Below are 24,855 nucleotides of genomic sequence, written 5' to 3'. Positions count from 1 at the left end.
CGGGCATGTCCCAACTGTCCCGCGACGAGGTGGCCCACCTGGCCGACCTCGCCCGGATCGACCTCGACGACGCCGAGCTGGACCACCTGGCCCCCCAGCTCAACGTGATCCTCGAGGCGGTCGCGTCCATCAGTGGTGTGGCTGGCGACGACGTGCCGCCGACCTCGCACCCGGTCCCGCTCACCAACGTCTTCCGTGAGGACGTGGTGGTGCCGGGCCTGACCGCCGAGCAGGCGCTCTCCGGCGCGCCCGAGGCCGAGGAGCAGCGCTTCCGGGTGCCGCGGATCCTGGGGGACGAGCAGTGAGCGAGCTGATCCGCAAGACCGCCGCCGAGCTGGCCGACGCCCTGGCCGCCGGCGAGACCACGTCCGTCGAGCTGACCCAGGTCCACCTCGACCGGATCGCCGCGGTCGACGGCGACGCCGAGGCCGGCGTGCACGCCTTCCTCCACGTCGACGCCGAGGGCGCCCTCGTGCAGGCCGCCGAGTCCGACGCCCGCCGCGCCGCCGGCGAGACCCGTCACCTGCTCGACGGCGTCCCGATCGCCGTCAAGGACGTGCTGACCACGCAGGGCCTGCCCACGACGTGCGGCTCGAAGATCCTCGAGGGCTGGGTGCCGCCGTACGACGCCACCGTGGTCCGCAAGATCAAGGCCGCAGGCCTGCCGATCCTCGGCAAGACCAACATGGACGAGTTCGCCATGGGCTCCTCGACCGAGCACTCGGCGTACGGCCCGACCCGCAACCCGTGGGACCAGACCCGCATCCCGGGCGGCTCCGGCGGCGGCTCGGCCGCGGCCGTGGCGGCCTTCGAGGCCCCGCTGGCCCTCGGCACCGACACCGGCGGCTCGATCCGCCAGCCGGGCGCCGTCACCGGCACCGTCGGCGTGAAGCCGACCTACGGCGGGGTGTCGCGATACGGCCTGGTCGCGCTCGCCAACAGCCTCGACCAGGTCGGCCCGGTCACCCGGACCGTCCTCGACTCCGCGCTGCTGCACGAGCTGATCGGTGGGCACGACCCGCTCGACTCGACGTCGGTCGACGTCCCCGTCGGCGCCTACGTCGAGGCGGCGCGCCAGGGTGCGACCGGCGACCTCTCCGGCCTGCGCGTCGGCGTGATCAAGGAGCTCGCCGGCGACGGCTGGCAGCCCGGCGTCATGCAGCGATTCGCCGAGACGGTCGACCTGCTGAAGGAGCTCGGCGCCGAGGTCACCGAGGTGTCCTGCCCGACCTTCGTGCACGCGATGGCGACCTACTACCTCATCCTGCCGGCCGAGTGCTCCTCCAACCTCGCCAAGTTCGACGCCATGCGCTACGGCCTGCGCGTCGTACCGGATGGCGACCCGAGCGCCGAGGCGGTCATGAAGGCGACCCGCGACGCCGGCTTCGGCGACGAGGTCAAGCGCCGCATCATGATCGGCACCTACGCCCTCTCGAGCGGCTACTACGACGCCTACTACGGGACGGCGCAGAAGGTGCGCACGCTGATCTCGCGCGACTTCGCCGCGGCGTTCGAGTCGGTCGACGTCCTCGTGTCGCCGACCTCCCCGACCACGGCGTTCCCGCTGGGGGAGAAGCTCGACGACCCGCTGGCGATGTACCTGCAGGACCTCGCCACCATCCCGGCCAACCTCGCCGGCGTCCCCGGCATCTCGGTGCCCGCCGGCCTCGCCGAGGAGGACGGCCTCCCGGTCGGCTTCCAGGTGCTCGCCCCGGCGCTCGCCGACGACCGGCTCTACCGGGTCGGCGCGGCCGTCGAGGCGGCGCTGACGTCCCGCTGGGGCGGTCCGATCCTTGCGAAGGCTCCGACCCTGGAGGGTGGACGATGAGCGACACGCTGGTCCCGTTCGACGAGGTCGTCGCGAAGTACGACCCGGCCCTGGGCCTCGAGGTCCACGTCGAGCTCAACACGAACACGAAGATGTTCTGCGGCTGCCCGACGGAGTTCGGCGCCGACCCGAACACCCAGGTCTGCCCGACCTGCCTGGGCCTGCCCGGCGCGATGCCCGTCGTCAACGGCAAGGCCGTCGAGGGCGCCATCCGGATCGGCCTGGCGCTGAACTGCTCGATCGCCGAGTGGTGCCGCTTCGCCCGGAAGAACTACTTCTACCCGGACATGCCGAAGAACTTCCAGACGTCGCAGTACGACGAGCCGATCGCCTTCGACGGCTGGCTGGACGTGGACGTGGACGGTGAGACCTTCCGGGTCGAGATCGAGCGTGCCCACATGGAGGAGGACACCGGCAAGTCCACCCACGTCGGTGGCGCCACCGGCCGGATCCACGGCGCCGACTACTCGCTGGTCGACTACAACCGGGCCGGCATCCCCCTCATCGAGATCGTGACCCGCCCGATCCTCGTGCCCGCCGAGAAGGCGCCGGCCGTGGCCCGGGCCTATGTGGCCCAGCTGCGGGACCTGATCGTGGCCCTCGGCGTCTCGGACGCCCGGATGGACCAGGGCTCGATCCGCGCCGACGTGAACCTCTCGCTGGCGCCCAAGGGCTCCACGACGCTCGGGACCCGCTCGGAGACCAAGAACGTCAACTCGCTGCGCTCGGTCGAGCGTGCGGTCCGCTACGAGATGTCGCGCCACGCGGGCATCCTCGACGCGGGCGGCAAGGTACTCCAGGAGACCCGGCACTTCCACGAGGACGACGGGTCCACCTCGTCGGGCCGCGAGAAGTCCGACGCCGAGGACTACCGCTACTTCCCCGAGCCCGACCTGGTGCCGGTGGCGCCGTCGCGCGAGTGGGTGGAGGAGCTGCGGGCCACGCTGCCCGAGAACCCCACCCAGAAGCGGGCGCGCCTGCAGGAGGAGTACGGCTTCTCGGACCTGGAGATGCGTGACGTCTGGGCCTCCGGCGCGCTGCCGCTGATCGAGGCGACCGTCGCCGAGGGCACCGCCCCGCAGTCGGCCCGCAAATGGTGGGTCGCCGACCTGCTGCGCCGCGCCAACGATGCCGGTGTCGAGCTGTCCGAGGTCGGCGTCACGCCGAAGCAGGTCGCCGAGGTGCAGGCACTGGTCGACGCGAAGACCATCAACGACAAGCTGGCGCGCCAGGTCTTCGACGGCCTGATCGCCGGTGAGGGCACCGCCGCCGAGGTCATCGAGAAGCGCGGCCTGGCGCTGGTCTCGGACGACGGCCCGCTGCTGGCCGCCATCGACGAGGCCCTCGCCGCGCAGCCCGACATCGCCGACAAGATCCGGGGCGGCAACCACGCCGCCGCGGGCGCGGTCATCGGCGCGGTCATGAAGGCGACCCGCGGGCAGGCCGACGCCGCCCGCGTGCGCGAGCTCATCCTCGAGAAGCTGTCCTGACGTCCGCGCCCTCGACCTCGAGGGCGCGCACCTCGCCCGTGGCGGCGTCCACCCGGACCCGCCACGTGGTGGGGACGTCGGGCCGGTCGTCGCGGAACTGCGCCGGGTAGGTCGCGCGGACCTCGATCCAGCGGTGCCGGCCGGCGCCGCCGGCGCTCCAGACGGTGTCGTACGACGACAGCTGCCCCTCAGGCGGCTCCTGGCCGGTCGCAGCGCTGGCCGCGACCTCGATGGCCTCGGCGGCCCGCCACGCCTCGACGGGCGTCGGCCGGTGCGGAGCCGGGGCCAGGCGCACCCGGTGGAACCAGCCGATGCCGATCCCGTCGGCTGGCGCCGCCGCGCAGCCGGAGGGGGCGTCACGCAGGACCGGCCGGACGTCGACCGCCAGGCCCGCCCAGACCAGGCCCTCGCGCCCCTCGTGCGTGGCGATCTCCTGCAGGGTGGCGACGTCGCGGCCCCGGGCGAGGACGCACGGCTGCCCGGTCGCGGTCCAGCCCTGCGCGAGCCGGGCCAGTGGGGTGAGCGGCCATGCCCGGCCCGGTTCGGTGACGGGGGAGAGGACGACGGTGACGGTGGACGGGCGGTAGGCGGCGGGAGTCGCGGCCGCGGCCAGGTCGTCCAGGGTCTCCAGCGCCGCGGCGAGGCGGTCCCAGTCCGGGTCGTCGACCTCGTCGTCGTGCCCGAAGCCGTAGACGCTGATCGACGCCGGACGCTCGCCGAGCGTCGAGAGGACCGACGTCGTCGGCTGGTCCGTCCAGTCGCTCTCCGCGTAGTCGGCCTGCCGCATCGACACCGGCGCGAAGGCCTCGCGCACCTGGGCCAGGCCGTCCCCGGACAGGGTGGCGGTGGCGACGCCGAGGCCGTCGTCCGTGCGGAGGAAGACCGTGCCGTCCGCGCGGACCTCGACGTCGGGGACTCCCGGGGCGGGGGAGCCCTCGCCGCCGGTGGAGCTGACGGAGACGAGGACGTCGGGGGCGTGGCTCGCGATGGTGGCCGGCGTTGCCGTCGTACCGGTGGGGGCGGGGGCTCCGTCGTCGGCGCAGCCGGTGAGGGCGGCGAGCAGCAGGGTCCCGAGAGCCGCGGCGGCGTGTCGTCGCATGGTGGTCCGACGCGCCGCCGCGCCCACGGGTTCCCGGTCAGCCGACGAGGCGCAGGTTGGTCACCGAGATCCAGCCCCGGTTGCCGCTCGCCGTGGCGACGGCCACCCACGTGCGGTTGCCGTCGACGGCCTGCCCGGTGCGGGTGATCCAGCGCGTGTTCAGCTCCGTGCCGCGCGCCAGCGAGCCGATCGCGCGGTCCAGCGTGCTCGGCCCCTGGCGGATGTTCGTGCCCACCTTGACCTCGTAGGCCCAGTCACCGGCCGTGCAACCGAGCGGCGCGGCACCGACATTGCGCACGTAGCGCGCCGACACCCAGGCGTTGCGCCCGTGGATCTTGTACCAGCGCTGGTTCCGGTCGACGACGGTCCCGTTGAGCTGGCAGTCGAGGACCAGCACGGCGCCTCGCCGGATGGCGGTGCCCGAGCGCGGGACGTGCGTGCTGGGCGCCACGCGCTGGGTGAGCCCGGTCGCCGAGGTCACGACGCCCGTGTACGTCGGCGCCGCGGCGTGCGTGGTGACGTCGGCCAGCGCCGGCCCGGCCGGTGCGGCCAAGCCGAGGGCGGTGCCGGCTGCGACGAGCAGCCCGGCGAGTGTGGAGCGGGTGAGGGTGAGGCGCTTCATGGTTCGACCTTTCCGAGAAGGAGTGCTGCTGGAGGAGACGCCGGCTCCGCCCGGAAAGTTGCGAGACGCCTCCGGTGGTCGAGGAGGTCGCGCAGCGACCTCGGTGGTCGAGGAGGTCGCGCAGCGACCGTCTCGAGACCCCTGGCTCCGGTGCACCCGCTGTGCCCCCTCCGCTGGTTGAGGTGCGAGGCGCGCCAGCGCCGAGCCTCGAAACCTCTTGCTCCGGTGCACCTGCTGTGCCCTGCGGTATGCCTGTGGTCGGGTCTTCAAGCGCAGCGACGAGGAGGCTGGGCGCGGGGCTCGGTTGCGCGGTCGGGTGCGGTCCGGCGGCCTCGTGTTCGCTCGTTGCGCCACTTGTTCTGCACACCCCGTCGAGGGACTTTCCCCTGTCCACAGGCGGGTTTCCGTCGCTTCGTTGTGTCGGAGGTCGATGGGAGAATCCAGTCATGGATCTCGGAATCAGCGGCACCGCGACAGCTGTCTCGACAGCGTCGCTGCTGTCCGAGATCCGTGACGGTGTCGACCTCCGCGACGCCCTCATCGTCCGCGAGTGGCAGGCCATCACGTCGTGGGCCGAGGCCAACATCGTCGACAGTCCCGAGGGCGCCGCGACCCTGACGGAGGGCTACCTCGACACGGGTGTCCCGATCGCCGGCCCGGGTGCCCCGCTCGTGTCGGAGTTCCAGCTGATGGAGCTGATCGCGGTGCTTGGCAGGTCGCCGGATGGTGGGCGGTCGTATGTGGGTCAGGTGATCGAGTGCGCCTGGCGCCTCCCCCTCTTGTACGCCGCGGTGGTGGACGGCCGGGTTGCGCCGTGGCGGGCCCAGCGCATCGCTGACCTGACGAGGTCGCTGCCGGCAGAAGCAGCGGAGTTCGTGGACCGGCACCTCAACGCCGCCGTCGGCGGCGTCGGCTGGGCCCAGCTCGAACGCCTCGTGACCGAGGCGATCCTCCGGTTCGACCCCGAACGCGCCGAGGCCGAACGCCAGGCCGCGAACGAGCACCGTCACTGCAACATCACCGACACCGATGAGCACGGCGGCGTGCACCTCGACGCCTACCTCGATGCGGCCGACGGCCACGACTTCAACCAAGCCGTCGCCCGCGAAGCAGCACTGCGAGGCCAGCTCGGCGACACCGACTCCCTCGACGTCCGGCGGGCGAAGGCCGTGGGTGCGATCGCCCGCCGTGACCTCGCCCTCGACCTGCTGATCGCCGACGAGACGACTGGCGAGGTCATCGCCCAAGCTCCCGGCCGGCGGGTGGAGCTGAACGTCCACATCACCGACACCGCCTTCACCGGCGACAACAACGTCGGGCGGTGTGAGGAGACCAGGTCACCCGTCCACGTCACCCAGGTCAAGGAGTGGCTGCAGGTCCCGGGCACGACCGTCATCGTGCGACCGGTCATCAACCTGGCCGACTGCGTTCCGGTCGACTCCTACGAGATCCCCGACCGCCACCAGCGACGAGTCCGGCTCCGCGACCACACCTGCCGGTTCCCGAACTGTCCCCAACAGGCGGTCCGCTGCGACCTCGACCACGCCAAGCCCCACGGCGGGGGCGGCAAGACCTGCCCGTGCAACCTCGTCCCACTCTGCCGCAGGCACCACCGCGCCAAGACCCACAGCCAATGGCGCTACCTCGTCATCGCGCCGGGCCACTACCTGTGGACCAGCCCCCACGGCCACCACTTCCACGTCGGCCCCGCCGGCACAACACCACTCGACGGCTACTGACCACCAAGCCCCACACCCCGCCCTCCGGCGGGGCCAGCGGCATGTCCGGAGGTTCGTCGAGGCGGCCGATCGGTCGCAGAGAGGTATCCTGCGGTCGATAGTTCACAGTCCACGTCCGTGGTGGGGGAAGCCGGTCGAAGTCCGGCGCTGACCCGCAACCGTAGGCCGCCTCGGGGTGGCGAGCCGGAGCACCTGCTGCGCACGTCCTGACACGAATCGCTGTCGTGGAGAGCAGCGGGATGTCGGCTCGACCGCCTCCCGCCTGCGTGCAGCGGGAAGGAAACAGCATGCTCGCGAGCACCGGAAGTCGCGTCGGCGGCGCATTCGCCGTCAGCGTCCTGGCCGCGTCGTCATTCCTCATCGCCCCGCAGGCGCACGCAGCCACGGCGGCCCCGGTCGGCGACGGCGCTACGTGGCTGATCAGCCAGCTGACCAGCGGCATCGTGCACAACGATCAGTACGACAGTCAGGACTACAGCACGAGCATTGACATCGCGCTTGCCCTGGCGGTCGTCGGCGACCACGACGCGGACGTCGCCGCCATCAGGGATGCGGTCGCCGGCGAGATCGAGGGCTACATCACGGGTGATGCCTTCGGTGACACGGGAAGCACCTATGCCGGACCGGTCGCCAAGAGCGCCTACTTCGCGCAGACCACCGGCGGCGATGCGACGAGCTTCGGCGGCGTCAACCTGATCACGCGCCTCGAGACGCAGGTCGACGACACGACCGGCGCGGCCAATGACACATCGACCTTTGGCAACTACGCCAACACGATCTCCCAGACCTTCGCCGCCAAGACGCTCGCTACGGCCAGCAGCCCCGAGGCAGAGAAGGCAACCGATTGGCTGCTGGCTCACCAGTGCGAGGGCGGTGGGTTCGCACTCGACATCGGGCAGGAAGAGGGAAGCTGCCCGGGCAATGATGCGGCCGACCCCGATGTCACGTCCTTCTTCCTCATCGTCTTCGGCGAGGACGTCGCGAACGCCACTCCGCGGGTCGCACGTGCTGTCGGCAAGGCGGAGGCATGGCTTCTGTCGCGCCAGAAGACGGACGGCTCGTTCAACGGCGGTGCCTCGACCGCTTCTTCCAACACCAACAGCACCGGCCTTGCCGGATGGGCGCTCGGCGAGCTAGGTGACGTCGACGCTGCGACCAACGCCGCGATCTGGCTGCGCCGCCACCAGGTGCAGACGGTGACGGGATGCACGGACCAGCTCGCGACCCAGGTTGGTGCGATCGCCTACGACGACGCCGCGCTGGCGGGCGGGCGGACGGCTGGTATCCCCATCGATAAGCAGTACCAGTGGCGACTCGGGTCGGCCCAGGCCCTCCCGGCCCTCACGTGGGCGCCGACGTCCGCCAGCACCCCGACCCTCACTGGTCCGACGACGTACGTCCAGACCGGCGGCCGCGCCACCGTCAAGGCAACGGGCCTGACTCCCGGTTCCTGGGTGTGCGCCGGCACTGTCCCGGGCTCGGCCGGCCTCGCCGGCACGGCTTCGATCAGCGCCAAGGTGCCGACCGGAGCGACCGGCACCAAGACGATCACCCTGACGGTCGCCGACGGGACGTCCGCGACCACCACGGTGAAGGCCCTCGCCGCCAAGACGCTCAGCCCGACGGTGACCCGCACGGTCGTGCCTCGCGGTGGGACGCAGACGGTCCGGGTCACCGGTCTCGCCGCCAACGAGCCAGTAAAGGTCATCTACGGCGGCAAGGTGATCAAGACCGGCAAGGCCACGTCGACCGGAACCTACGGTTACGCCTTCCCCCTCGGTCGGACGACGGGCCTGAAGTCGGTCCGGGTCCAGGGCGCCTTCGCCAACCGCGTGGGTACCAAGTCCTTCCGGGTGAGTTGAGTGCTCCTCCGCCGACTCGTTATTGGGATCGGCCCGGCCGTGGCGCTCGTCGCCGCGACCGGGCTGTTCGGCGCGTCCGCGGAGGCGAGGGCAGCTGCGGGCTGCGGCGGCACGGCGGGCACCGTCGTGTTCGTTGACTTCAACGAGCTCGTCGGCGGGAGTGACGACCTCCGTAAGGGATGCGCAGCGAGCGCCAGCACGGCAGCGGAGGCGTTCCAGCAGGCGGGCTTCCGGTTGGCGTACAGCCCGGCGCCGGGCATGCAGGGCTATGTCTGCACCGTCAACGAGAAGCCTGCCGATCGCGACTGCACGGGAGCCGACGCCTACTGGAGCCTGTGGTGGGCCGACGGCCAGGGTGGGCCGTGGAAGTACTCGACCCTCGGGGTCGACTCGCTTGACGCCCCGGCGGGCGGGTATGTCGCCTTCTCATGGCACGAGGGCTCTGGCACGCAGGGCACCCCGCCGGGTGTACGACCTGATCCCCGCACGTCCACGCCGACCACCAGCCCGACCAAGGACTCCGGCAGCACCGGCGGCAGCACCGGCGGCAAGGGCGACAAGGGCGACAAGGCTGGCGACAAGGGTGGCGACGAGGACACCCCGACCGACCCGAGCACCAGCGCCACCCCGTCAGGGACCCCCTCGGCCGGCGCGAGCCCGACCGGCAAGTCGAGCGGGACGGCGACGGCGAGTCCGACCGACGCGTCCAGCAGCGCCGTGCCGGGCGCCGAGGACATCACGGCGGGCCCGGAGACCGACGACGTCGCGCACACCGACGACGAGTCGGGTCCGTTCCCCACCTGGGCCCTGGTCGGCCTGGGCGTCGGCGTGCTCGGTGCGGCGGGCGCCGTACCCCTCATCCGGCGCCGGCTCGGCTGAGCCACCGGCGGGCGAGCAGATGAGGATCGCGCGGGACCTGCACCCCGTCGCCTGGTGGGTCTGGGCCCTCGGGCTGGCGGTGGGGACGTCGTTCACGACGAACCCGTTCCTGCTCGGGCTCCTGCTCGGCGCGATCACGCTCACCGTGCTCACCTGCCGCTCGGACCAGCCGTGGGCGCGGTCGTTCCGGTTGTACGTCTGGCTCGGGGTGGTCGTGGTGGTCGTGCGGGTGCTCTTCCGCATCCTGCTCGGCGGCAACGCGCCGGGCCACGTGCTGTTCACGCTGCCGAGCGTCCCGCTGCCCGACGTCGCGGCGGGCATCGACCTGCTCGGGCCGTTCACCCGCGAGGAGCTGCTCGCGTCGACGTACGAGGGCATGCGCCTGGCGACCCTGCTGATCGCCGTCGGCGCCGCCAACGCGCTGGCCAACCCGAAGCGGCTGATGAAATCGCTGCCGCCGGCGCTCTACGAGATCGGGACCGCGATGACGGTGGCGATCAACGTGCTGCCGCAGCTCGCGGACAGCGCCGCTCGGGTGCGGGCGGCCCAGCAGCTGCGCGGTGGCCCGGAGGGACGGTTCCGCCGGGTCCGGGGTGTACGACGCCTGCTCGTCCCCGTCCTGGAGGACGCCTTCGAGCGCTCGCTCGCCCTGGCGGCCGGCATGGACGCGCGCGGCTACGGTCGCAGCGGCGCGGCGACGCCCGGCCAGCGCCGGACCACCGGCACCCTGATGGTCGCCGGGCTGCTCGGCGTCGTGGTGGGCGTCTACGCGATGCTCGACTCGACGGCACCGCGGCTGCTCGCGCTGCCGATGCTGGCCCTCGGCACCGCCCTGGCGCTCGCGGGCTTCGTCTCGGCCGGCCGACGCGTGGAGCGGACCCGCTACCGCCCCGACCGCTGGCGCGCGGCCGAGGTCGTCGTCGCCCTGTCCGGCGTCGCGACCGGCGCCGGCCTGTGGGCGCTCGCCGAGTGGGACGTCGCGGTCGCCCACCCGGGGGTCCTCGCCGTCCCCGTCGTCACCCTGCCCGCCCTCGCCGCGGTGCTGGTCGCGGTGGTGCCGGTGTGGACCGCGCCGCCGCCGCTGACGGCTCGCAGCCGGGAGGTCGTGGCCGCATGATGGAGCTGCGCGACCTCCGCCTCGTGTACGACGACCGGGCGCACCCCGTGCTCGACGGGGTCGACCTGACGATCGAGTCCGGCGAGCTGGTCGTGCTCGCCGGTCCCACCGGGGTCGGCAAGTCCTCCCTGCTCGGGGTGGTGGCCGGCCTCGTGCCGGCCTTCACCGGGGGGACGCTGACCGGCGACGTGCTGCTCGACGGCACCAGCGTGATCGACCTTCCGTCGCGCGAGCGCGCCCACACGATCGGCTTCGTCGGGCAGAACCCGCCGGCGTGGTTCGTCACCGACACGGTCGAGGAGGAGCTGGCCTTCGGCATGGAGCAGCTGGGCCTCGCGCCCGCGACCATGCGCCGCCGGGTGGAGGAGACCCTCGACCTGCTGGGCATCGCCGACCTGCGTCACCGTGACCTGCGCACGCTGTCGGGCGGCCAGCAGCAGCGGGTCGCGATCGGCTCCGTGCTCACGACCCACCCGCGGCTGCTCGTGCTCGACGAGCCCACGTCGGCGTTGGACCCGACGGCCGCCGAGGACGTCCTGGCCACGCTGACCCGGCTGGTCCACGACCTCGACGTGTCGGTCCTGCTGGCCGAGCACCGGCTCGAGCGCGTGGTGCCCTTCGCCGACCGGCTCTGCGTGCTCGGCGCCGACGCCGACCGGCCGGGCAGTGTCCGGATCGGCGCGCCCGCCGAGGTCCTGCGCGACGCACCGACGGCACCGCCGCTGGTCGAGCTCGGCCGCCTGGCCGGCTGGGACCCGTTGCCGCTCGCGGTCCGCGACGCGCGGCGCAGGGCGCCGGCGCTGCTGGAGCGGCTGCCGGCCGCACCGGTCCGGCCCGTGCCGGCCGCGACCGAGCCCGTGGTCGACGTACGACGTCTCGTGGTGAGCCACGGCCGCACGCCCGTGCTGCGCGAGGTGGACCTGAGCCTGCGGCCCGGTGTGGTGACCGCGCTCATGGGCCGCAACGGCGCCGGCAAGTCCACGCTGCTCTGGACCCTGCAGGGGCGCCACGCGGCGGCGAGCGGCACGGTGCGGGTGGCCGGCGCCGACCCGGCGCAGCTCAGGGCGGAGCAGCGCCGCGCGACGACCGGACTGGTGCCGCAGAGCCCCGCCGACCTGCTCTACCTGGAGACCGTCGCCGAGGAGTGCGCCGCCGCGGACTCCTCGGCCCACGCCGCGGCCGGCACCTGTGCCGGTCTGCTCGAGCGCCTCGCGCCCGGCATCGATGCTGCGCAGCACCCGCGCGACCTGTCGGAGGGCCAGCGGCTGGCGCTGGCCGTGGCGATCGTGCTCACCGCGCGGCCGCCGGTGCTGCTCCTCGACGAGCCGACCCGCGGCCTCGACTACCCGGCCAAGCACGCCCTCGCCGAGGTGGTGCGCGAGCTCGCCGCCGAGCCGAGCGCGCAGCGGGCGGTGCTGGTGGCGACCCACGACGTGGAGTTCGTGGCGCAGGTCGCCGACGAGCTCGTCGTCCTCGCCGACGGGGAGGTGGTCTCCCACGGCCCGGTCGCGGAGACCGTCGCCGAGTCGCCCGCCTTCGCGCCCCAGGTGGCGAAGGTGCTCGGGCACGGCTGGCTCACCGTCGCCGAGGTCGCCGCCGCCCTGCAGCCCGCCACCGGGCAGGAGGCGCCGTGAACGGCGTCGCCGTCCCGCTCGCCGGCCGCTCCCGGCTGGTCCTCGCCCTCACGTCGGTGATCGGGCTGCTGATGCTCGCGTGGCCGCTGCTCCTCGACGTCGACCCGAGCGCCGAGCGGGTCGACCCGCCGTTCCTCTTCCTCGCGCTGCTGCCGCTGATCCTCGCCGTCGTCGCGGCGGAGGTCAGCGAGGGCGGCATGGACGCGCGCGTGCTCGCCCTGCTCGGGGTCCTGTCCGCGGTCAACGCCGTGCTCCGCGTCGTCAGCGCCGGTACGGCGGGCCTGGAGCTCGTCTTCTTCCTGCTGATCCTCGGGGGCCGGGTGTTCGGCGCCGGCTTCGGCTTCGTGCTGGGCTGCACGTCGCTCTTCGCCTCCGCCCTGATGACCGCGGGCGTCGGGCCGTGGCTGCCCTTCCAGATGCTCGTCGCGGCCTGGGTCGGCATGGGCGCCGGCCTGCTGCCGCGCCGCGTCACCGGCCGCGCGGAGATCGCGATGCTCGTCGCCTACGGCGTGGTGTCGGCGTACCTCTACGGGTTGTTGATGAACCTGCAGGGCTGGCCGTTCATCGCCGGCGTGCAGGTGCCCGGCCAGGACTCCACGGAGCTGTCCTACGTGCCCGGCGCACCCGTCCTCGAGAACCTGCACCACTTCCTCGTCTACACGCTGCTGACGTCGACCGGCGGCTGGGACACCGGGCGGGCGATCATGAACGCGCTCGCCATCGCGCTGCTCGGCCCCGCGGTGCTGACCACCCTGCGCCGGGCCGCGCGCAAGGCACGGATCACACGGGGCGAAGTGGTCACTTCGGGCCATGTCGGGGAGGGCCCGCGGCACTAGCGTCGCGAGCGTCAGCGGGTCGTCATGGGGGTGACCCGCAACCCGAGCTCCCCGGGGGTTCCACCATGCCTGTCCTGAAGAAGATCCGGAGGACGCTGGTCGTCCTCGTCCTGGGGGCGGTCGCCGTGCTGGCCGCCTCCCTCGCCGTCGTACCGTCCGCCTCGGCCGCCAGCCACGACGGCAACCTCGTCGTCAAGGGACCCGGCGGCTCCGCCTACACCGACGGCTACCTCGTGAGCCAGGTCGGGAAGGAGGGCGTGACGCTCACCTACACGTTCCAGGTGCGCAACACGGGCAGCACGCTCGCCCAGTTCCGCATCCAGATCAACGACTGGACCGGCGCTCAGGCACACCTGTACGACGGGTCACTGCTCCTGAAGCCGCTGGCCAGCAGCCCGGACGGCTACTACACGAAGGCGATCCCGGCGGGTGGCAACCAGACGCTGACCATCAAGATCGCCGTCCCCGGCGGAACGGCGGCGTACGAGCACTACTCGACGGTCAACCTCTACGCGACCGACGGCACCTACCTGGACTCCTTCTACCTCATCGCCGAGGAGCCGGCCTTCCTGACCGGAGCCACGTCGCACGACCTGTTCATCAAGCAGGGCAGCCAAGCCGCGGTCGGCGGTCCCGGTCGGGGCTACCAGATCGCCACCGCCCCGACGATCTCCGGCACCCAGGTCGCGACCTTCACGGCGATCCTGCAGAACTCCACGTCGAGCACGCCCGCCACCATCGGCTTCCGCATCGACGGCCCCTACGGGTGCGGGACCGTGACAGTGAAGGACGGCAGCCTCGACGTGACGGCCGCAGCACTCGCCGGGACCTACCAGTCCCCTCCACTCGCGAAGCTGGGAAAGAAGAACCTGACCGTCACCGTGAAGAACATCCCGGCGGGCTGCGCCTACGCCCAGCTGACGGGATTCTCGAAGGACGCGGGTGGGTCGTTCGGACAGCCCGGCGTGATGCACGCCAACAAGGCAGCCTGACCGCCTGACTGCTCCGCTGCGGCGACGACCGGGTCTACGGCTCGATGAGCAGGATCCGGTCGTCGTCCGCGCCGGGCGTCCCGCGGCCGTCCTTGTTGCTGGTCGTCAGCCACAGGCGGCCGTCGGGGGCGCGGGCGACGGTGCGGAGGCGGCCGTACTCGCCGGCCGCGGTGCCCTCGAAGTACGCCGCCGGGTCGCTGACCTGGCCGGCGGCGACCTTGATCCGGTAGAGCCGCTCACCGCGGAGGGCGGCCATCCAGAGGTAGCCCCCGGCGTAGGTGAGCCCTGAGGGGGACGCCTCGTCGGTGCGCCAGGTCAGCTGCGGCTGGGTGAACCTCTTCGGCCCGCCCGTGCCCTCGACCACGGGCCATCCGTAGTTCTCTCCGGGCAGGATCCGGTTGAGCTCGTCGGCGCGCTTGTCGCCGAACTCCGAGGCCCACAGCGAGCCGTCGGTGTCGAAGGCGAGGCCCTCGACGTTGCGGTGGCCCCACGACCAGACGGCGGTACCGAACGGGTTGTCCGGCGCGGGGCTGCCGTCGGTGGTGATCCGCAGGATCTTGCCGGCGAGCGACTTCTTGCTCTGCGCCAGCTTGCGGTCGCCGGTCTCGCCGGTGGAGACGTAGAGGTAGCCGTCCGGTCCGAACGCGAGGCGGCCGCCGTCGTGGTTGGAGCCGGTGGGCATGCCGGTCAGCACGGCCTCGGTCGCGCCGAGGCCCTTGCTGGTGAGCTGCGCCCGCACCACCCGGTTGTCGGTGGCGGTGCAGACGTAGAAGTACAGGAGGCTGTCGCTCTCGAAGGTGGGGGAGACGGCCACGCCGAGCAGGCCGGCCTCGCCGCCCGGGTCGGCCTCGGCGATCTCGCCGGCGGTGACGACCTCGCCCTCCTCCTTCGTGGGCTTGCCCCCGGCGACCTCGGGCGCCGTCACGACGAGCACGCGCGCGGAGTCGCGCTCGGTCACGACGGCGCGGCCGTCGGGAAGGAAGTCGATGCCCCACGGGACGGCCAGGCCGGACGCGATCGTCGCGACGACGTCGGGGACGCCGTCGACCTCGAAGGTGATCTTGCCGTCCTGCACGGTGCCGGTCGGCGCCGCCGTGGCCGTGCCGGAGACGTCGATGTCCACCTCGTTGCCGCCCTGCCCGCAGGCGGTCGCGAGCAGTGCCAGCGCCGCGAGGGAGCCGGCCAGGGCGTGGCGGGTCACGCCCGGCCCTCGCTGCCCTCGACGCCCGCGAGGAAGTCGAGCAGCAGCTGGTGGACCCGCTCGGGCTGCTCGAGCTGGACGAAGTGGGAGCCCCTGAGCTCGACGTACTCGGTGTCGATGCCGCGGTCCGCGAGCCGCCGCGAGGCGCTGGCCATGTCGCGGGCGCCCGCCAGGACGTCGTACGTCGCGGAGACGAACATCGTCGGGACGTCGATCCGGCTCAGCCGCACCCGCGCGTGACGGGAGGTGCCGATCGCGAGCCGGGCGTACCAGTCGACGGGCGTGGTCAGGAACTCCTGCAGGCCCAGCGCGGCGGCCTCGGGGTCGGCGACCGGGAACATGAAGCCGGTGCGCCCGAGCAGCCGGACCGTGCGGGGGCCCATCGGGATGCGGCGGACGACCGGGTTGGCGACGAAGCCGGAGAACTGCGCGACCCGGCAGGCGTTGACCGTGATCGCGCGGGCCGCGAAGCGGGGCAGGTGGAAGGGCGCGAGCATGGTCGCGAAGGTGTCGCCCGGGACGCCGCACATCGCGAAGATGCCGCGGACCCGCTCCGGGTGGCGGTAGGCGAGCTCGAAGGCGGTGTTGACGCCCATCGACCAGCCCATCAGCACCGCGTGGTCGATCCCGAAGTGGTCCATGACGGACAGGCCGTCCTGCACGAAGTGCTCGATCTCCACGTGCTTGCGGTCCCGGGGGCGCTCCGAGCCGCCGACGCCCCGGTGGTTCCACGACACGATCCGGACCCCGCACGCGGGGTCGAGCAGCCACGGCCAGAGGTACGGGTTGGTGCCGAGGCCGTTGCAGAGCACCACCGTCGGGCCGTCGATGACCCCGTCGGGGTCGTTCGTCCAGGCCCGGACGTGCGTGCCGTCGTCGGACAGGATGTCGCGGAAGGCCAGGGAAGCCGACCGGACGGCCTGTTCGGGCCGGGGAGCAGGGGTCGCCATGACCGCGATTGTGCCCGACGCCGCCCCTCCCGCGAGGGAGGTGTACGACGACCGGTCAGGCGTGCAGCGAGACGGTGACCTCGCGCGGCGCGGGTCGGGCGGCCCGCGCGGCTCCGCGCTCGGCGAGGTAGCGCTCCACCTCCTCGCGCTCCGCACGTCGCTGGGTGCACTCGGTCAGGGCGATCATGGCGTTGCGCCGGGCGTGCTGCTGGGACTGCTGGGCCCAGGACCGGGTCCAGGCCTGGGCGAGGTTGAGGAGGGTCATGGCGGTGGCCTCCGGACGAGGTTGGGGAGGCTCCAGCCTAGGGATGCGCACGTGCAGCGCGGGTCACTCCGAGGTGACATCTGGGTGAATCGCGCGGTCCGGGCGGGTCGCCCGCGTGGCGCCGACGCTCGCCACCACGACACAGCCGATGGCGGCCCACTGGATCGCGGCGAGGTCCTCCCCGACCACCGCCAGCCCGGCGAGGGCGGCGGCCGCGGGCTCGAGGCTCATCAGGACGCCGAAGGTCGCCGCGGGCAGGGTGCGCAGCGCCACCAGCTCCGCGCTGTAGGGGACGACCGAGGACAGCAGGCCGACCGCGGCGCCGATCGCCAGGATCCGGCCGTCGACGAGGTCGCCGCCGTCGACGGTCAGCAGCAGCGGCGACAGCAGCAGGACGGCGACGAGGGCGGCGACGGCGAGTCCGTCGATGCCCGGCCACCGCTCGCCGGTGGCGGCGCTGGAGAGGATGTAGCCGGCCCACGCCACGCCGGCCAGCAGCGCGTAGCCGACACCGGCGGCGTCCAGGTGGCCCCGCTCGAAGCCGAGCAGAACCACGCCGAGCGCGGCGAGCGCCACCCAGCCGAGGTCGCGGGGACGGCGGAAGCCGATGGCCGCGAGGACGAGCGGACCGATGAACTCGATCGTGACCGCGACACCGATCGGGATCCGCGAGAACGACTGGTAGATCGCCCAGTTCATGGTGCCCAGGCAGACGCCGTACCGGGCTGCGACGAGCCAGTCGACCCGGCTCCGTCCGGACAGTCGGGGACGCGCCCACAGCAGCAGGACGACGGCGCTGGTCGCGAGCCGGAGCCACACGACGCCGTTGGGCTCGATGTCGTCGAAGAGGAGCTTCGCGAAGCCCGCGCCGAGCTGGACCGAGGCGATGCCCACCAGCACGAGGCCGACCGCGGCCGGCAGCGCGGGCCGGTGGTGCTCGGTGCGTGCGGTCACGATGGACGAACATAGGACGTCTGCCCCGGACGCGACGAACCGCCGATCCCTCCCCACAAGGGACCGGCGGCTCGCGGGTGCCGACCGGCTACTTCGCGACGACGAGGCCGTCGATGCGGACCGGGCGGCCGGAGGCGCTGATGACCTTGATCGTCAGCGTCCCGGTGTGCAGGCCCGCCCAGGTGACGATCGGGTAGGCCTTCTTGGTCGCGGCGCTGCCCTTGAGGCTGACCTTCTTGAGCAGGGTGCCGTTCCAGCGGACCTCGACGAGGCCGCCGTTGGGGACCCGGTTGGCGACGAGGGCGAGGCGCTTGGCCTTGATGCCGGCGCGGGTCAGGGTGCGGCCCTTGGTGGAGGTGGTGGTCCAGGTGCCGTTGAACTGGCCGGACTTCGCCGCGCGACTCCAGCCGGAGCCGAGCAGGGCGGTGTCGTCGAGCGGGACGGCGGTGCACTTCCTGGCGGACCGCTGGCCCAGGTTGTTGGCCTTGTCGATCGACTGGACCTCGTAGCAGTAGGTGCGGCCGAAGCCGGCGCTCTGGTGGAAGGGGCCGGTGGCGAGGTTGTCGCCGACGACCTTCGGGTCGCTGAAGGTCGCGCTGTTCCAGGCGGCCGAGCTGGAGATGACGTCGGTCGTCTTGACGCCCGAGAGGGAGTCCGTGGCCGACCAGGTCACGTCGAAGGCCTTCGCGACGACCTGCGCGCCGGGAGCGGTGACCGCGGCCGTGGGTGCGGTGGTGTCCAGCCAGTCGCCCTGGACGTACGACGACCCGCCGTTGTCGACGACGCTGACGGCCACGACATTGCCCTGGCTGTCCGCGTCGGCCGCGAACGGGCCGTCGGCGGGGCCGGCGGCGTACGTGGCGAAGGTGAAGGCGGGGTTCGACCGGTGGCGGAGGGTCAGCTGCGACCCGGACGCGTGGACGACGACCTGCGCGCCGTTGCTGCGGGCGAAGGCGAGGGAGGGCACCTTCGCGGACAGCCCGGTCTGGACGGTGCTGTAGCCGCCGAAGGACCCGCCCGGCGCGCGGCTGGCCATCCGCAGGGCTTCGGCGCCGTCGACCGTGCTCACCCAGCTGGCGGTGGCGCGGCCGTCTCGGGCGACCTCGAAGGAGTAGGGCTCGGCCTGGAGGCCGGCCGGCGAGATCATGTGTGCGAAGCCGGCCCCGCCGTCCAGGTCGATGTCGCTCGCCGCCAGCCGGAACGCCCCGTTGTCGATGCCCAGGAAGGCGACCGTCGCCCGGCCGTCGTCCGCGATCCCGGCCTCGAGGTTCATCGTGTTGTTCGGGAAGGGCACCTCGTCGATCGGGGTGAACGCGCCGTTGGCGCCGCGGGTGGTGACCCGCACCTTGTTGACCACACCGGCGCTCGACCACGCCAGGACGGCGCGCCCGGCCTCGTTGACCGCCAGGGTGGCGTCGGTCGCCTGGTTGGCGAACGGGCTCACGGCGGCGGCGTCCTGCCCGTGCGGCCAGACGGCGAGGTGGACCTCGTCGCTCGGACCGTCCTCGATCGCCGAGAGCACCAGCACGTTGCCGGCACCGTCGATCCCCGCGTCGAACCCGTCGACGTCGGTCACGCCGACGGTGCTGAGGGTGGTGGCGCCGTCCCACTGGCCGCCGCCGACGTAGCGGGCGCCGCGGACGACCTCGTCGCCGTCGATGGTCTGGATCCACAGCGCGGCGACGTCACCCTCGTCGTTGGCCACGAGCTGGAGGTCCGTGGCCGACGTGACCGCGGCAGGCGTCACGTTGACGGGCAGGGCGAAGGCGCCGTCGGTGCCCTGTGAGGCCTGGATGCGGAAGCCGCCGGGAGCCGGGCGGACCCATGCCGCTATGGCGTCCCCGGGCGTCGTACCGGCCACGGCGACGGCGGTGGGGAGGGTGCCGGTCGCGCTGATGGTGCCGCTGTCGAGCCCGCCGATGGCCTGGGCGGGGGAGGTCGGGAGGGCGAGGGTGCCGGCGGTGAGGGCCGCGGCGGCCAGTCCGAGGAGCTGCGTGCGCATGGTCGTGCCTTTCGTGGAGGAGGGAACGGGTGCTCGTGCGGGTAGGAGCGACGCGGCCGGAGGACCTTGCACTTTCTCCGGCCGCGTCCTCGACTACTTCGCGACGACGAGGCCGTCGATGCGGACGGGGCGGCCGCTGGCGCTGATGACCTTGATCGTCAGCGTCCCGGTGTGCAGGCCCGCCCAGGTGACGATCGGGTAGGCCTTCTTGGTCGCGGCGCTGCCCTTGAGGCTGACCTTCTTGAGCAGGGTGCCGTTCCAGCGGACCTCGACGAGGCCGCCGTTGGGGACCCGGTTGGCGACGAGGGCGAGGCGCTTGGCCTTGATGCCGGCGCGGGTCAGGGTGCGGCCCTTGGTGGAGGTGGTGGTCCAGGTGCCGTTGAACTGGCCGGACTTCGCCGCGCGGCTCCAGCCGGAGCCGAGCAGGGCGGTGTCGTCGAGCGGGACCGACGTGCACCGGCGGGCCGACCGCTGGCCGATGTTCTCGACCAGGTCCTCGGACTGGACCTCGTAGCAGTAGGTCCGGCCGAGGCCGCCGCTGACGTGGAGCGGGCCGGAGACCAGGTTGGAGCCGACGACCTCCGGGTCGCTGAACGTCCCGCTGTTCCACGCGGCCGAGCTGGAGATGACGTCGCTCGACTTGAGACCCGCGAGGGAGTCCGTCGCCGACCAGGTCACGTCGAAGGCCTTGGACGTCACCTGGGGGCCCGGAGCGGTCACGTCGGCCCGCGGGCCCGTGACATCGAGCCAGTCGGCATTGACGAACGAGGAGAGCCCGTTCTCCCGGACGCCTACGACGACGGCGTTCCCGTCGCGGTCCATGTCGGCCGCGAACGCTCCGCTGTCCTGGGTGCCTGCGGCGTAGGTGCTGAACGGCAGGATCGGGTTGGTGCGGTGGCGCAGGGTGAGGGCGTCCGCGTCGTCGTGTACGACGACCTGGTTGCGGCGGTCGCCGATCAGGCCGACGTGGGGCTGGTAGGTCACGGTGGAAGGGTCGGCGAGGCCACTGGTCCCGAAGCCCTCGTCGGGCTTCGCCACCGCCTGGCGGATCACGTACGACGAGTTCTCGTACGTCGACCAGGACGCCTGCAGGGTGCCGTTCGGGCTGACCGCGAGGTCCCGGTGGATGGCCGTGTTGCCGCTGGACAGCACGTTGACCGCGCCGAGACTGCCGCTCGTACCGACCTTCGAGACCACGGCGCGGGCCTTGGCGTCCTCCAGGCCGCCGATCAGCACGGCGCCGCGACCGTCGTCGGCGAGCCCGACGACGCTCTCGTCGGTGGTCTTGTCAGGCCAGGCGACCGCCTTCGGGCCCAGCCAGCCGAGCGACGCATTGCGGCGGGTGACGAAGATCGAGCCGCCGTTGGTGAACTTGAAGTACGACAGCAGGGCCGCACCCGCGGGGTTGACGTCGATCGAGGGCTTGAAGCTGTTCGCGCCGAAGTCGGTGAACTGGGGAGCGGCGTCCTTCATCCAGAACGTCGCGCGGGCCGTCTCGATGTCCGCGTCCTCGGACTGGTAGGCGACATGCACACGCCCGGCGCCGTCGATCCCAGCACCGATACCGGTGACGGTCTCGATGTCGACGGCCGGGCTGAGCAGGGTCGAGCCGTCCCAGGTGCCGTTGGGGAGGTAGCGCGATCCGCGCACCTTGTGCTCCCCGCCCGTGGTCTGGTTCCACACGACCGCGAGGTCGCCGGCGTCGTTGGCGACGGCGTGCACGTCGTGTGCGTCGGTGACCGCCGCCGCGGTGACGGCCTTGGGCGCGCCCCACACGCCGTTGGTGGCGATGGCGGCGTACACCTTCGTGCCGCCGGGGACCGGGCGGGCCCACGCGGCGACTGCGTCGCCGGAGCCGAAGGCGGCGACGTCGACCGAGTTGGGGACGTCGCCCGAGCCGCTGATGTTGCCGCCGTCGATGCCCCCCACGGCCCCTGCCGGGACGGAGGGGACGAAAGTGAGGGCGCCGGCCGTGATGGCTGCGGCGGCGAGTCCGAGAACCTTGCTGCGCATGGGGATCTGCCTTTCGTTGGGGGGACCTGCTCCTGGGAGTGGGAGCGCCGGGGCCGGTGGACCTTGCAGGTTTTCCGGTGGGGGATCCGGCTGGTGTCGCCAACGTTCGTCCGGGGCGGGGTGCGCGGGCATCCGGAGCCGCCACGGAAGCAAGGGAGGGCAGCACGGAGACAACACGGACCCAAGGCGGAGCCAACCTCACTACGATGCGGGCGTGCGCTCCCCGGTGCTCGTCTCGCGGACGGTGGAGCGAGCGCGCCTCCGCGCCGCCCTCGACGGCGTCTCCGCAGGTCAGGGCGGGCTCTGGGTGCTGCGCGGCGACCCGGGCATCGGCAAGTCGCGGCTCGCGAGCGCGGTGCTCGCCGAGGCCGCCGACCGGGGGCTCGCGGTGCTGTCCGGGCGGGCCGTCCCGTCGGGCACCCCCACGCCCCTGCGCCCGCTCGGCGAGGCGCTGCTGGCCTGGCTGCGGCGCAACGACGTCCCGGACGACCGCTCGCTGGCGCCGTACCTCCCGACGATGGCGCGGCTCGCGCCCCAGCTCGGCCCGACGGCGCCGGACAGCCCGTCGTCGGTGATGCTGCTCGGCGAGGGCCTGCTGCGCCTCGCCCAGGCCGTCCCCGAGCCGGGCATGGTGCTGGTCGTCGAGGACCTGCACTGGGCCGACCCGGAGACCCTCGCCGTGCTCGAGTACGTCGCCGACAACGCCCGCGACGTGCCCCTGGTCGTGGTCGCGACCGTCCGCCTCCACGAGGCGCCGGCGGTGCAGGAGCTGGTGACCGCGCTCGAGTGGCGGCGCTCGGCCGACGTGGTGGACCTGCAGCCGCTGCCCGACGACGACGTCGCCGCGGTCGCCCGCGCCTGCCTCGACGCTGAGCCGCCCGCGGAGCTGGTGGGCTGGCTGCAGCAGTACAGCGCGGGCTACCCGCTCTTCGTCGAGGAGATGCTCGCCGACCTGCGGGACAGCGGCGTGCTGGCCGAGCAGGACGGGCGCTGGGTGCTCACCGCTCCGGTCGCCGTGGTGGTCCCACGGCCCTTCGCCCGCTCGGTGGACGGCCGCCTGGACGCGGCGGGTGCCGTCGGGCGCGAGATCGCCGGCGCGGCGGCACTGCTCGGCGTCGAGTTCGACTGGCGGGCCGTCGGGGACGCGCTCGGGCTGGACGAGGCCGCCCTCGCGGACGGCCTGCGCCGACTGGCGGACCAGCGGCTCGTCGTCAGCGTCCCGCCCGACCGGTTCGCCTTCCGGCACGCCCTCACCCGCGAGGCGGTGCTCGCCGGCCTGCTCGCGCCCGACCGGTCCCGGCTCGCCGGCCTGTTGGCCGCCGCACTGGCCGGACGCACCGCGGACGAGGCCGAGGACCACCTCCAGCTCGCCGAGCTCTACGAGGCTGCCGGCGACGACGGCCGCTCCGCGGGGCTGTGGCTCGCCACCGCACGCGACGCGGTCACCCGGGGCGCGCTCGCCAGCGCCCAGGAGGCGCTGGACCGTGCCTTCCACCGGGTCCCGGTCGGCAGCGCGGCCGAGCGGGAGGCGCGGGAGCTGGAGGTCGAGGTGCAGGCCCTCGCGGGTGACGTGCCGCGGGCGCTCGCCGCGGGGGAGCGGCTGACCGAGGAGCTCGTCGACGAGCCGGGCCGGCTGGCCGTCGTACGGCTCCGGCTGGCGCGGGCGCTGCTCGCCGGCGGCGAGTGGGACCAGGCCGAGGCCCAGCTGGTCGCCGCCGCCGGTCACGACCCGGCGCAGGAGGAGGTCCTCGCGGCCCGGCTCGCGCTGGGCCGGCAGGACGACCTGGGCGCCGCGGAGCGGGCACAGGCAGCGCTGGCGGTGGTCGGCGCGGACCGTCCGGAGATCGCCTGCGAGGCGTGGGAGGTGCTCGGCCGGGCCGAGCGGGCTCGCGACTTCGTCGCCGCCGAGGAGGCCTTCGAGGCCGGCTACCGGCTCGCCGAGGAGGTCGGGCTGCCGCTGTGGCGTGCCCGCCTGCTCGCCGCGCTCGGCGCGCTCGACCTCGCCGCCCGCCGGCCCACCGACGAGCGCCTCGCGGCGGCCCGCCGGGTCGCGCTCGAGGCGGGCGCCATCGCGACGGCGGCGCGCATCGAGCTCGACCTCAACCTCCTGCGGATGCGCTACCTCGAGCTCGACGACGCCATGGAGGCGATCGACAACGCGATCACGATGATGGAGCGGCTCCGGCTGCCCGACCTCGCCGTCGCGCACGTGCTCCGCGCCGCCACCCGCGGCCTGGCGGGGCAGCTCGACGCGATGGAGGCCGACCTCGCCGCGGCCGCCGACAAGCCGATGGACGAGGCGGTCCGCGCCGTCGGCGTCCCCGGCCACGTGCGGTCGTTCGTCGCCCTCGCCCACGGCCGGTACGACGAGGCCCGGGGCCACCTCGCCACCGCGATGGACTACCACCGGCGGTTCCCGAGCCTGCCCTTCTCGCTGCGCGGGCTCTGGGCGCTGCTCGAGACCGCCCTCGGCGACGGCGCCGACGCCCGCGAGGAGGTCCGTAGCGGGCCCCAGGCCAACAGCCCCCACAACTGGTTCGCCCTGCGCTACGCCGACGCCATCGCGCTCGGCCGGGCCGGCGAGCGCGCCGAGGCCGAGCGGGTCTTCGCCGACGCCGAGTGGGGCCTGCCGGGCCGCGAGCCCTGGCCGGAGCTCCAGGCGCGGCTCCTGGTCGCGATCGCCGCCGCGAGGGACGGCTGGGGCGAGCCCGAGCGGTGGTTCCGCCACGCCCTCGACGGGCTGGTCGGCTACGGGCTGACCGAGGCCGCGTCGAGCTGTCGCGTCGCCATGCGCGACGCCGGGTTCGCGGTGCCGCGCAAGGCGGCCGGCAGCCAGCGGGTGCCCGCCCACCTGCAGCGGATCGGCGTCACCGCACGCGAGTACGACGTCCTCGAGCTCGTCGTCGAGGGGCTGCAGAACAAGCAGATCGCCGAGCGCCTCTACCTCTCCGTCCGCACGGTCGAGACCCATGTGACCCGGCTGCTGCAGCGGACCGGGGCGGCGGACCGGGGCGCCCTGGCGTCGTACCTCACGCAGTGACGGCTCAGGGAGTGACGGGCGGGCGCGCGGCCAGGCCGAGGTCGACGACGTCCTCGATCCGCTCGCACCACCACGACCGGGCGGTGTCGTGGGCGCCGGGGGCCATCGCGTCGTGGAGCGCTCGGGAGGCGTCGTCGGCGTACCCGTCCTCGACCTCGACGACGACATAGCAGCGGTCGTGGGCGCCGGTCAGCAGCCAGCGGCTGGTCGCGAACCCGGGGAGCCGGCGCAGCCAGGGCGCCGCCTCGCCGCGGAGCCGGACCAGGACGTCCTCGCTCCGCTCGGGAGTGAGGTCGAGCGTCACCAGCAGCGTCGTCATGGCTCCACTGTCG

General features: G+C 73.3%; 20 protein-coding genes and 1 riboswitch. Of the genes, 11 read left to right on the top strand and 9 right to left on the bottom strand.

Annotated elements, in window-relative coordinates; translation table 11 throughout:
* Positions 1-5: 5 nt before the first annotated feature.
* From gatC to gatB, 3 genes are read left to right on the top strand one after another with little or no spacing between them, the layout of a single operon-like run.
* On the top strand, positions 6-305 hold the full coding sequence (gene gatC / locus BJ993_RS03010; protein WP_036541416.1) for an Asp-tRNA(Asn)/Glu-tRNA(Gln) amidotransferase subunit GatC: 300 nt from the start codon (positions 6-8) through the stop codon (positions 303-305).
* On the top strand, positions 302-1,828 hold the full coding sequence (gene gatA, locus BJ993_RS03005) for an Asp-tRNA(Asn)/Glu-tRNA(Gln) amidotransferase subunit GatA (RefSeq protein WP_036541420.1): 1,527 nt from the start codon (positions 302-304) through the stop codon (positions 1,826-1,828). The genes gatC and gatA overlap by 4 nt, the downstream gene beginning before the upstream one ends.
* Positions 1,825-3,318, top strand: a complete 1,494-nt coding sequence (gene gatB / locus BJ993_RS03000) for an Asp-tRNA(Asn)/Glu-tRNA(Gln) amidotransferase subunit GatB (protein WP_179647676.1) — start codon at positions 1,825-1,827, stop codon at positions 3,316-3,318. The genes gatA and gatB overlap by 4 nt, the downstream gene beginning before the upstream one ends.
* Here gatB and BJ993_RS02995 read toward each other — a convergent pair.
* Both BJ993_RS02995 and BJ993_RS02990 read right to left on the bottom strand, forming a co-directional pair.
* Positions 3,296-4,417 carry a hypothetical protein gene (locus tag BJ993_RS02995; protein WP_179647675.1) on the bottom strand — a complete coding sequence of 374 codons (1,122 nt, stop codon included), beginning with the start codon at positions 4,415-4,417 and terminating at the stop codon, positions 3,296-3,298. The genes gatB and BJ993_RS02995 overlap by 23 nt on opposite strands.
* Positions 4,418-4,454: 37 nt before the next feature.
* Positions 4,455-5,039, bottom strand: a complete 585-nt coding sequence (locus BJ993_RS02990; RefSeq protein ID WP_179647674.1) for an SH3 domain-containing protein — start codon at positions 5,037-5,039, stop codon at positions 4,455-4,457.
* 446 nt (positions 5,040-5,485) lie between these two features.
* Here BJ993_RS02990 and BJ993_RS02985 point away from each other — a divergent pair, with 446 nt between their 5' ends.
* The 7 genes from BJ993_RS02985 to BJ993_RS02955 all read left to right on the top strand — a co-directional run bounded on the left by BJ993_RS02985 (position 5,486) and on the right by BJ993_RS02955 (position 14,098).
* Positions 5,486-6,778: an HNH endonuclease signature motif containing protein gene (locus tag BJ993_RS02985; protein ID WP_179647673.1), complete on the top strand. Its 1,293-nt coding sequence runs from the start codon at positions 5,486-5,488 to the stop codon at positions 6,776-6,778.
* Between the two features lie 88 nt (positions 6,779-6,866).
* Positions 6,867-6,992: riboswitch (cobalamin riboswitch) on the top strand.
* 73 nt (positions 6,993-7,065) lie between these two features.
* Complete coding sequence (locus BJ993_RS02980) at positions 7,066-8,640, top strand: prenyltransferase/squalene oxidase repeat-containing protein (protein ID WP_179647672.1); 1,575 nt, start codon at positions 7,066-7,068, stop codon at positions 8,638-8,640.
* Positions 8,641-8,679: 39 nt separating this feature from the next.
* Positions 8,680-9,519 (top strand): ICP22 family protein, encoded by an 840-nt coding sequence (locus BJ993_RS02975; protein ID WP_179647671.1) that lies wholly within the window; start codon positions 8,680-8,682, stop codon positions 9,517-9,519.
* A 19-nt stretch (positions 9,520-9,538) separates the two neighbouring features.
* Positions 9,539-10,636: a CbiQ family ECF transporter T component gene (locus BJ993_RS02970; RefSeq protein WP_051931574.1), complete on the top strand. Its 1,098-nt coding sequence runs from the start codon at positions 9,539-9,541 to the stop codon at positions 10,634-10,636.
* Entirely contained in the window at positions 10,633-12,270 is a 1,638-nt protein-coding gene (locus BJ993_RS02965; protein WP_179647670.1) for an ABC transporter ATP-binding protein, read from the top strand. The genes BJ993_RS02970 and BJ993_RS02965 overlap by 4 nt, the downstream gene beginning before the upstream one ends.
* Entirely contained in the window at positions 12,267-13,106 is an 840-nt protein-coding gene (locus tag BJ993_RS02960; RefSeq protein WP_308645457.1) for an ECF transporter S component, read from the top strand. The genes BJ993_RS02965 and BJ993_RS02960 overlap by 4 nt, the downstream gene beginning before the upstream one ends.
* A 65-nt stretch (positions 13,107-13,171) precedes the next feature.
* Complete coding sequence (locus tag BJ993_RS02955) at positions 13,172-14,098, top strand: hypothetical protein (RefSeq protein WP_179647669.1); 927 nt, start codon at positions 13,172-13,174, stop codon at positions 14,096-14,098.
* A 34-nt stretch (positions 14,099-14,132) separates the two neighbouring features.
* On the opposite strand, the gene BJ993_RS02950 is transcribed toward BJ993_RS02955, so the two are convergent.
* The 6 genes from BJ993_RS02950 to BJ993_RS02925 all read right to left on the bottom strand — a co-directional run bounded on the left by BJ993_RS02950 (position 14,133) and on the right by BJ993_RS02925 (position 21,483).
* Complete coding sequence (locus BJ993_RS02950) at positions 14,133-15,299, bottom strand: PQQ-dependent sugar dehydrogenase (protein WP_308645456.1); 1,167 nt, start codon at positions 15,297-15,299, stop codon at positions 14,133-14,135.
* On the bottom strand, positions 15,296-16,249 hold the full coding sequence (locus BJ993_RS02945; RefSeq protein ID WP_036541436.1) for an alpha/beta fold hydrolase: 954 nt from the start codon (positions 16,247-16,249) through the stop codon (positions 15,296-15,298). The genes BJ993_RS02950 and BJ993_RS02945 overlap by 4 nt, the downstream gene beginning before the upstream one ends.
* Before the next feature lie 55 nt (positions 16,250-16,304).
* Positions 16,305-16,514, bottom strand: a complete 210-nt coding sequence (locus BJ993_RS02940) for a hypothetical protein (protein ID WP_036541439.1) — start codon at positions 16,512-16,514, stop codon at positions 16,305-16,307.
* Between the two features lie 63 nt (positions 16,515-16,577).
* Complete coding sequence (locus BJ993_RS02935) at positions 16,578-17,468, bottom strand: EamA family transporter (protein WP_179647668.1); 891 nt, start codon at positions 17,466-17,468, stop codon at positions 16,578-16,580.
* A gap of 88 nt (positions 17,469-17,556) precedes the next feature.
* Positions 17,557-19,470 carry a hypothetical protein gene (locus BJ993_RS02930; protein ID WP_179647667.1) on the bottom strand — a complete coding sequence of 638 codons (1,914 nt, stop codon included), beginning with the start codon at positions 19,468-19,470 and terminating at the stop codon, positions 17,557-17,559.
* Between the two features lie 93 nt (positions 19,471-19,563).
* Positions 19,564-21,483: a hypothetical protein gene (locus tag BJ993_RS02925; protein WP_179647666.1), complete on the bottom strand. Its 1,920-nt coding sequence runs from the start codon at positions 21,481-21,483 to the stop codon at positions 19,564-19,566.
* 214 nt (positions 21,484-21,697) lie between these two features.
* Here BJ993_RS02925 and BJ993_RS02920 point away from each other — a divergent pair, with 214 nt between their 5' ends.
* Positions 21,698-24,523, top strand: coding sequence for an ATP-binding protein (locus tag BJ993_RS02920; RefSeq protein WP_179647665.1), 2,826 nt, complete (start codon positions 21,698-21,700; stop codon positions 24,521-24,523).
* A 4-nt stretch (positions 24,524-24,527) separates the two neighbouring features.
* Here the strand turns inward: BJ993_RS02920 and BJ993_RS02915 are convergent, their stop codons facing one another.
* On the bottom strand, positions 24,528-24,842 hold the full coding sequence (locus BJ993_RS02915) for a hypothetical protein (protein WP_036541448.1): 315 nt from the start codon (positions 24,840-24,842) through the stop codon (positions 24,528-24,530).
* Positions 24,843-24,855: the final 13 nt, after the last annotated feature.

Source organism: Nocardioides aromaticivorans (genome assembly GCF_013408525.1).
Classification (GTDB): domain Bacteria; phylum Actinomycetota; class Actinomycetes; order Propionibacteriales; family Nocardioidaceae; genus Nocardioides; species Nocardioides aromaticivorans.
This window is presented reverse-complemented; position numbering and strand designations above follow the sequence as displayed.

Coding starts and splice junctions, on each gene's coding strand:
- gatC (WP_036541416.1), top strand. CDS start 6: ATGTCCCAACTGTCCCGCGACGAGGTGGCCCACCTGGCCGACCTCGCC.
- gatB (WP_179647676.1), top strand. CDS start 1,825: ATGAGCGACACGCTGGTCCCGTTCGACGAGGTCGTCGCGAAGTACGAC.
- BJ993_RS02995 (WP_179647675.1), bottom strand. CDS start 4,417: ATGCGACGACACGCCGCCGCGGCTCTCGGGACCCTGCTGCTCGCCGCC.
- BJ993_RS02990 (WP_179647674.1), bottom strand. CDS start 5,039: ATGAAGCGCCTCACCCTCACCCGCTCCACACTCGCCGGGCTGCTCGTC.
- BJ993_RS02985 (WP_179647673.1), top strand. CDS start 5,486: ATGGATCTCGGAATCAGCGGCACCGCGACAGCTGTCTCGACAGCGTCG.
- BJ993_RS02980 (WP_179647672.1), top strand. CDS start 7,066: ATGCTCGCGAGCACCGGAAGTCGCGTCGGCGGCGCATTCGCCGTCAGC.
- BJ993_RS02970 (WP_051931574.1), top strand. CDS start 9,539: ATGAGGATCGCGCGGGACCTGCACCCCGTCGCCTGGTGGGTCTGGGCC.
- BJ993_RS02965 (WP_179647670.1), top strand. CDS start 10,633: ATGATGGAGCTGCGCGACCTCCGCCTCGTGTACGACGACCGGGCGCAC.
- BJ993_RS02955 (WP_179647669.1), top strand. CDS start 13,172: ATGCCTGTCCTGAAGAAGATCCGGAGGACGCTGGTCGTCCTCGTCCTG.
- BJ993_RS02945 (WP_036541436.1), bottom strand. CDS start 16,249: ATGGCGACCCCTGCTCCCCGGCCCGAACAGGCCGTCCGGTCGGCTTCC.
- BJ993_RS02940 (WP_036541439.1), bottom strand. CDS start 16,514: ATGACCCTCCTCAACCTCGCCCAGGCCTGGACCCGGTCCTGGGCCCAG.
- BJ993_RS02930 (WP_179647667.1), bottom strand. CDS start 19,470: ATGCGCACGCAGCTCCTCGGACTGGCCGCCGCGGCCCTCACCGCCGGC.
- BJ993_RS02925 (WP_179647666.1), bottom strand. CDS start 21,483: ATGCGCAGCAAGGTTCTCGGACTCGCCGCCGCAGCCATCACGGCCGGC.
- BJ993_RS02915 (WP_036541448.1), bottom strand. CDS start 24,842: ATGACGACGCTGCTGGTGACGCTCGACCTCACTCCCGAGCGGAGCGAG.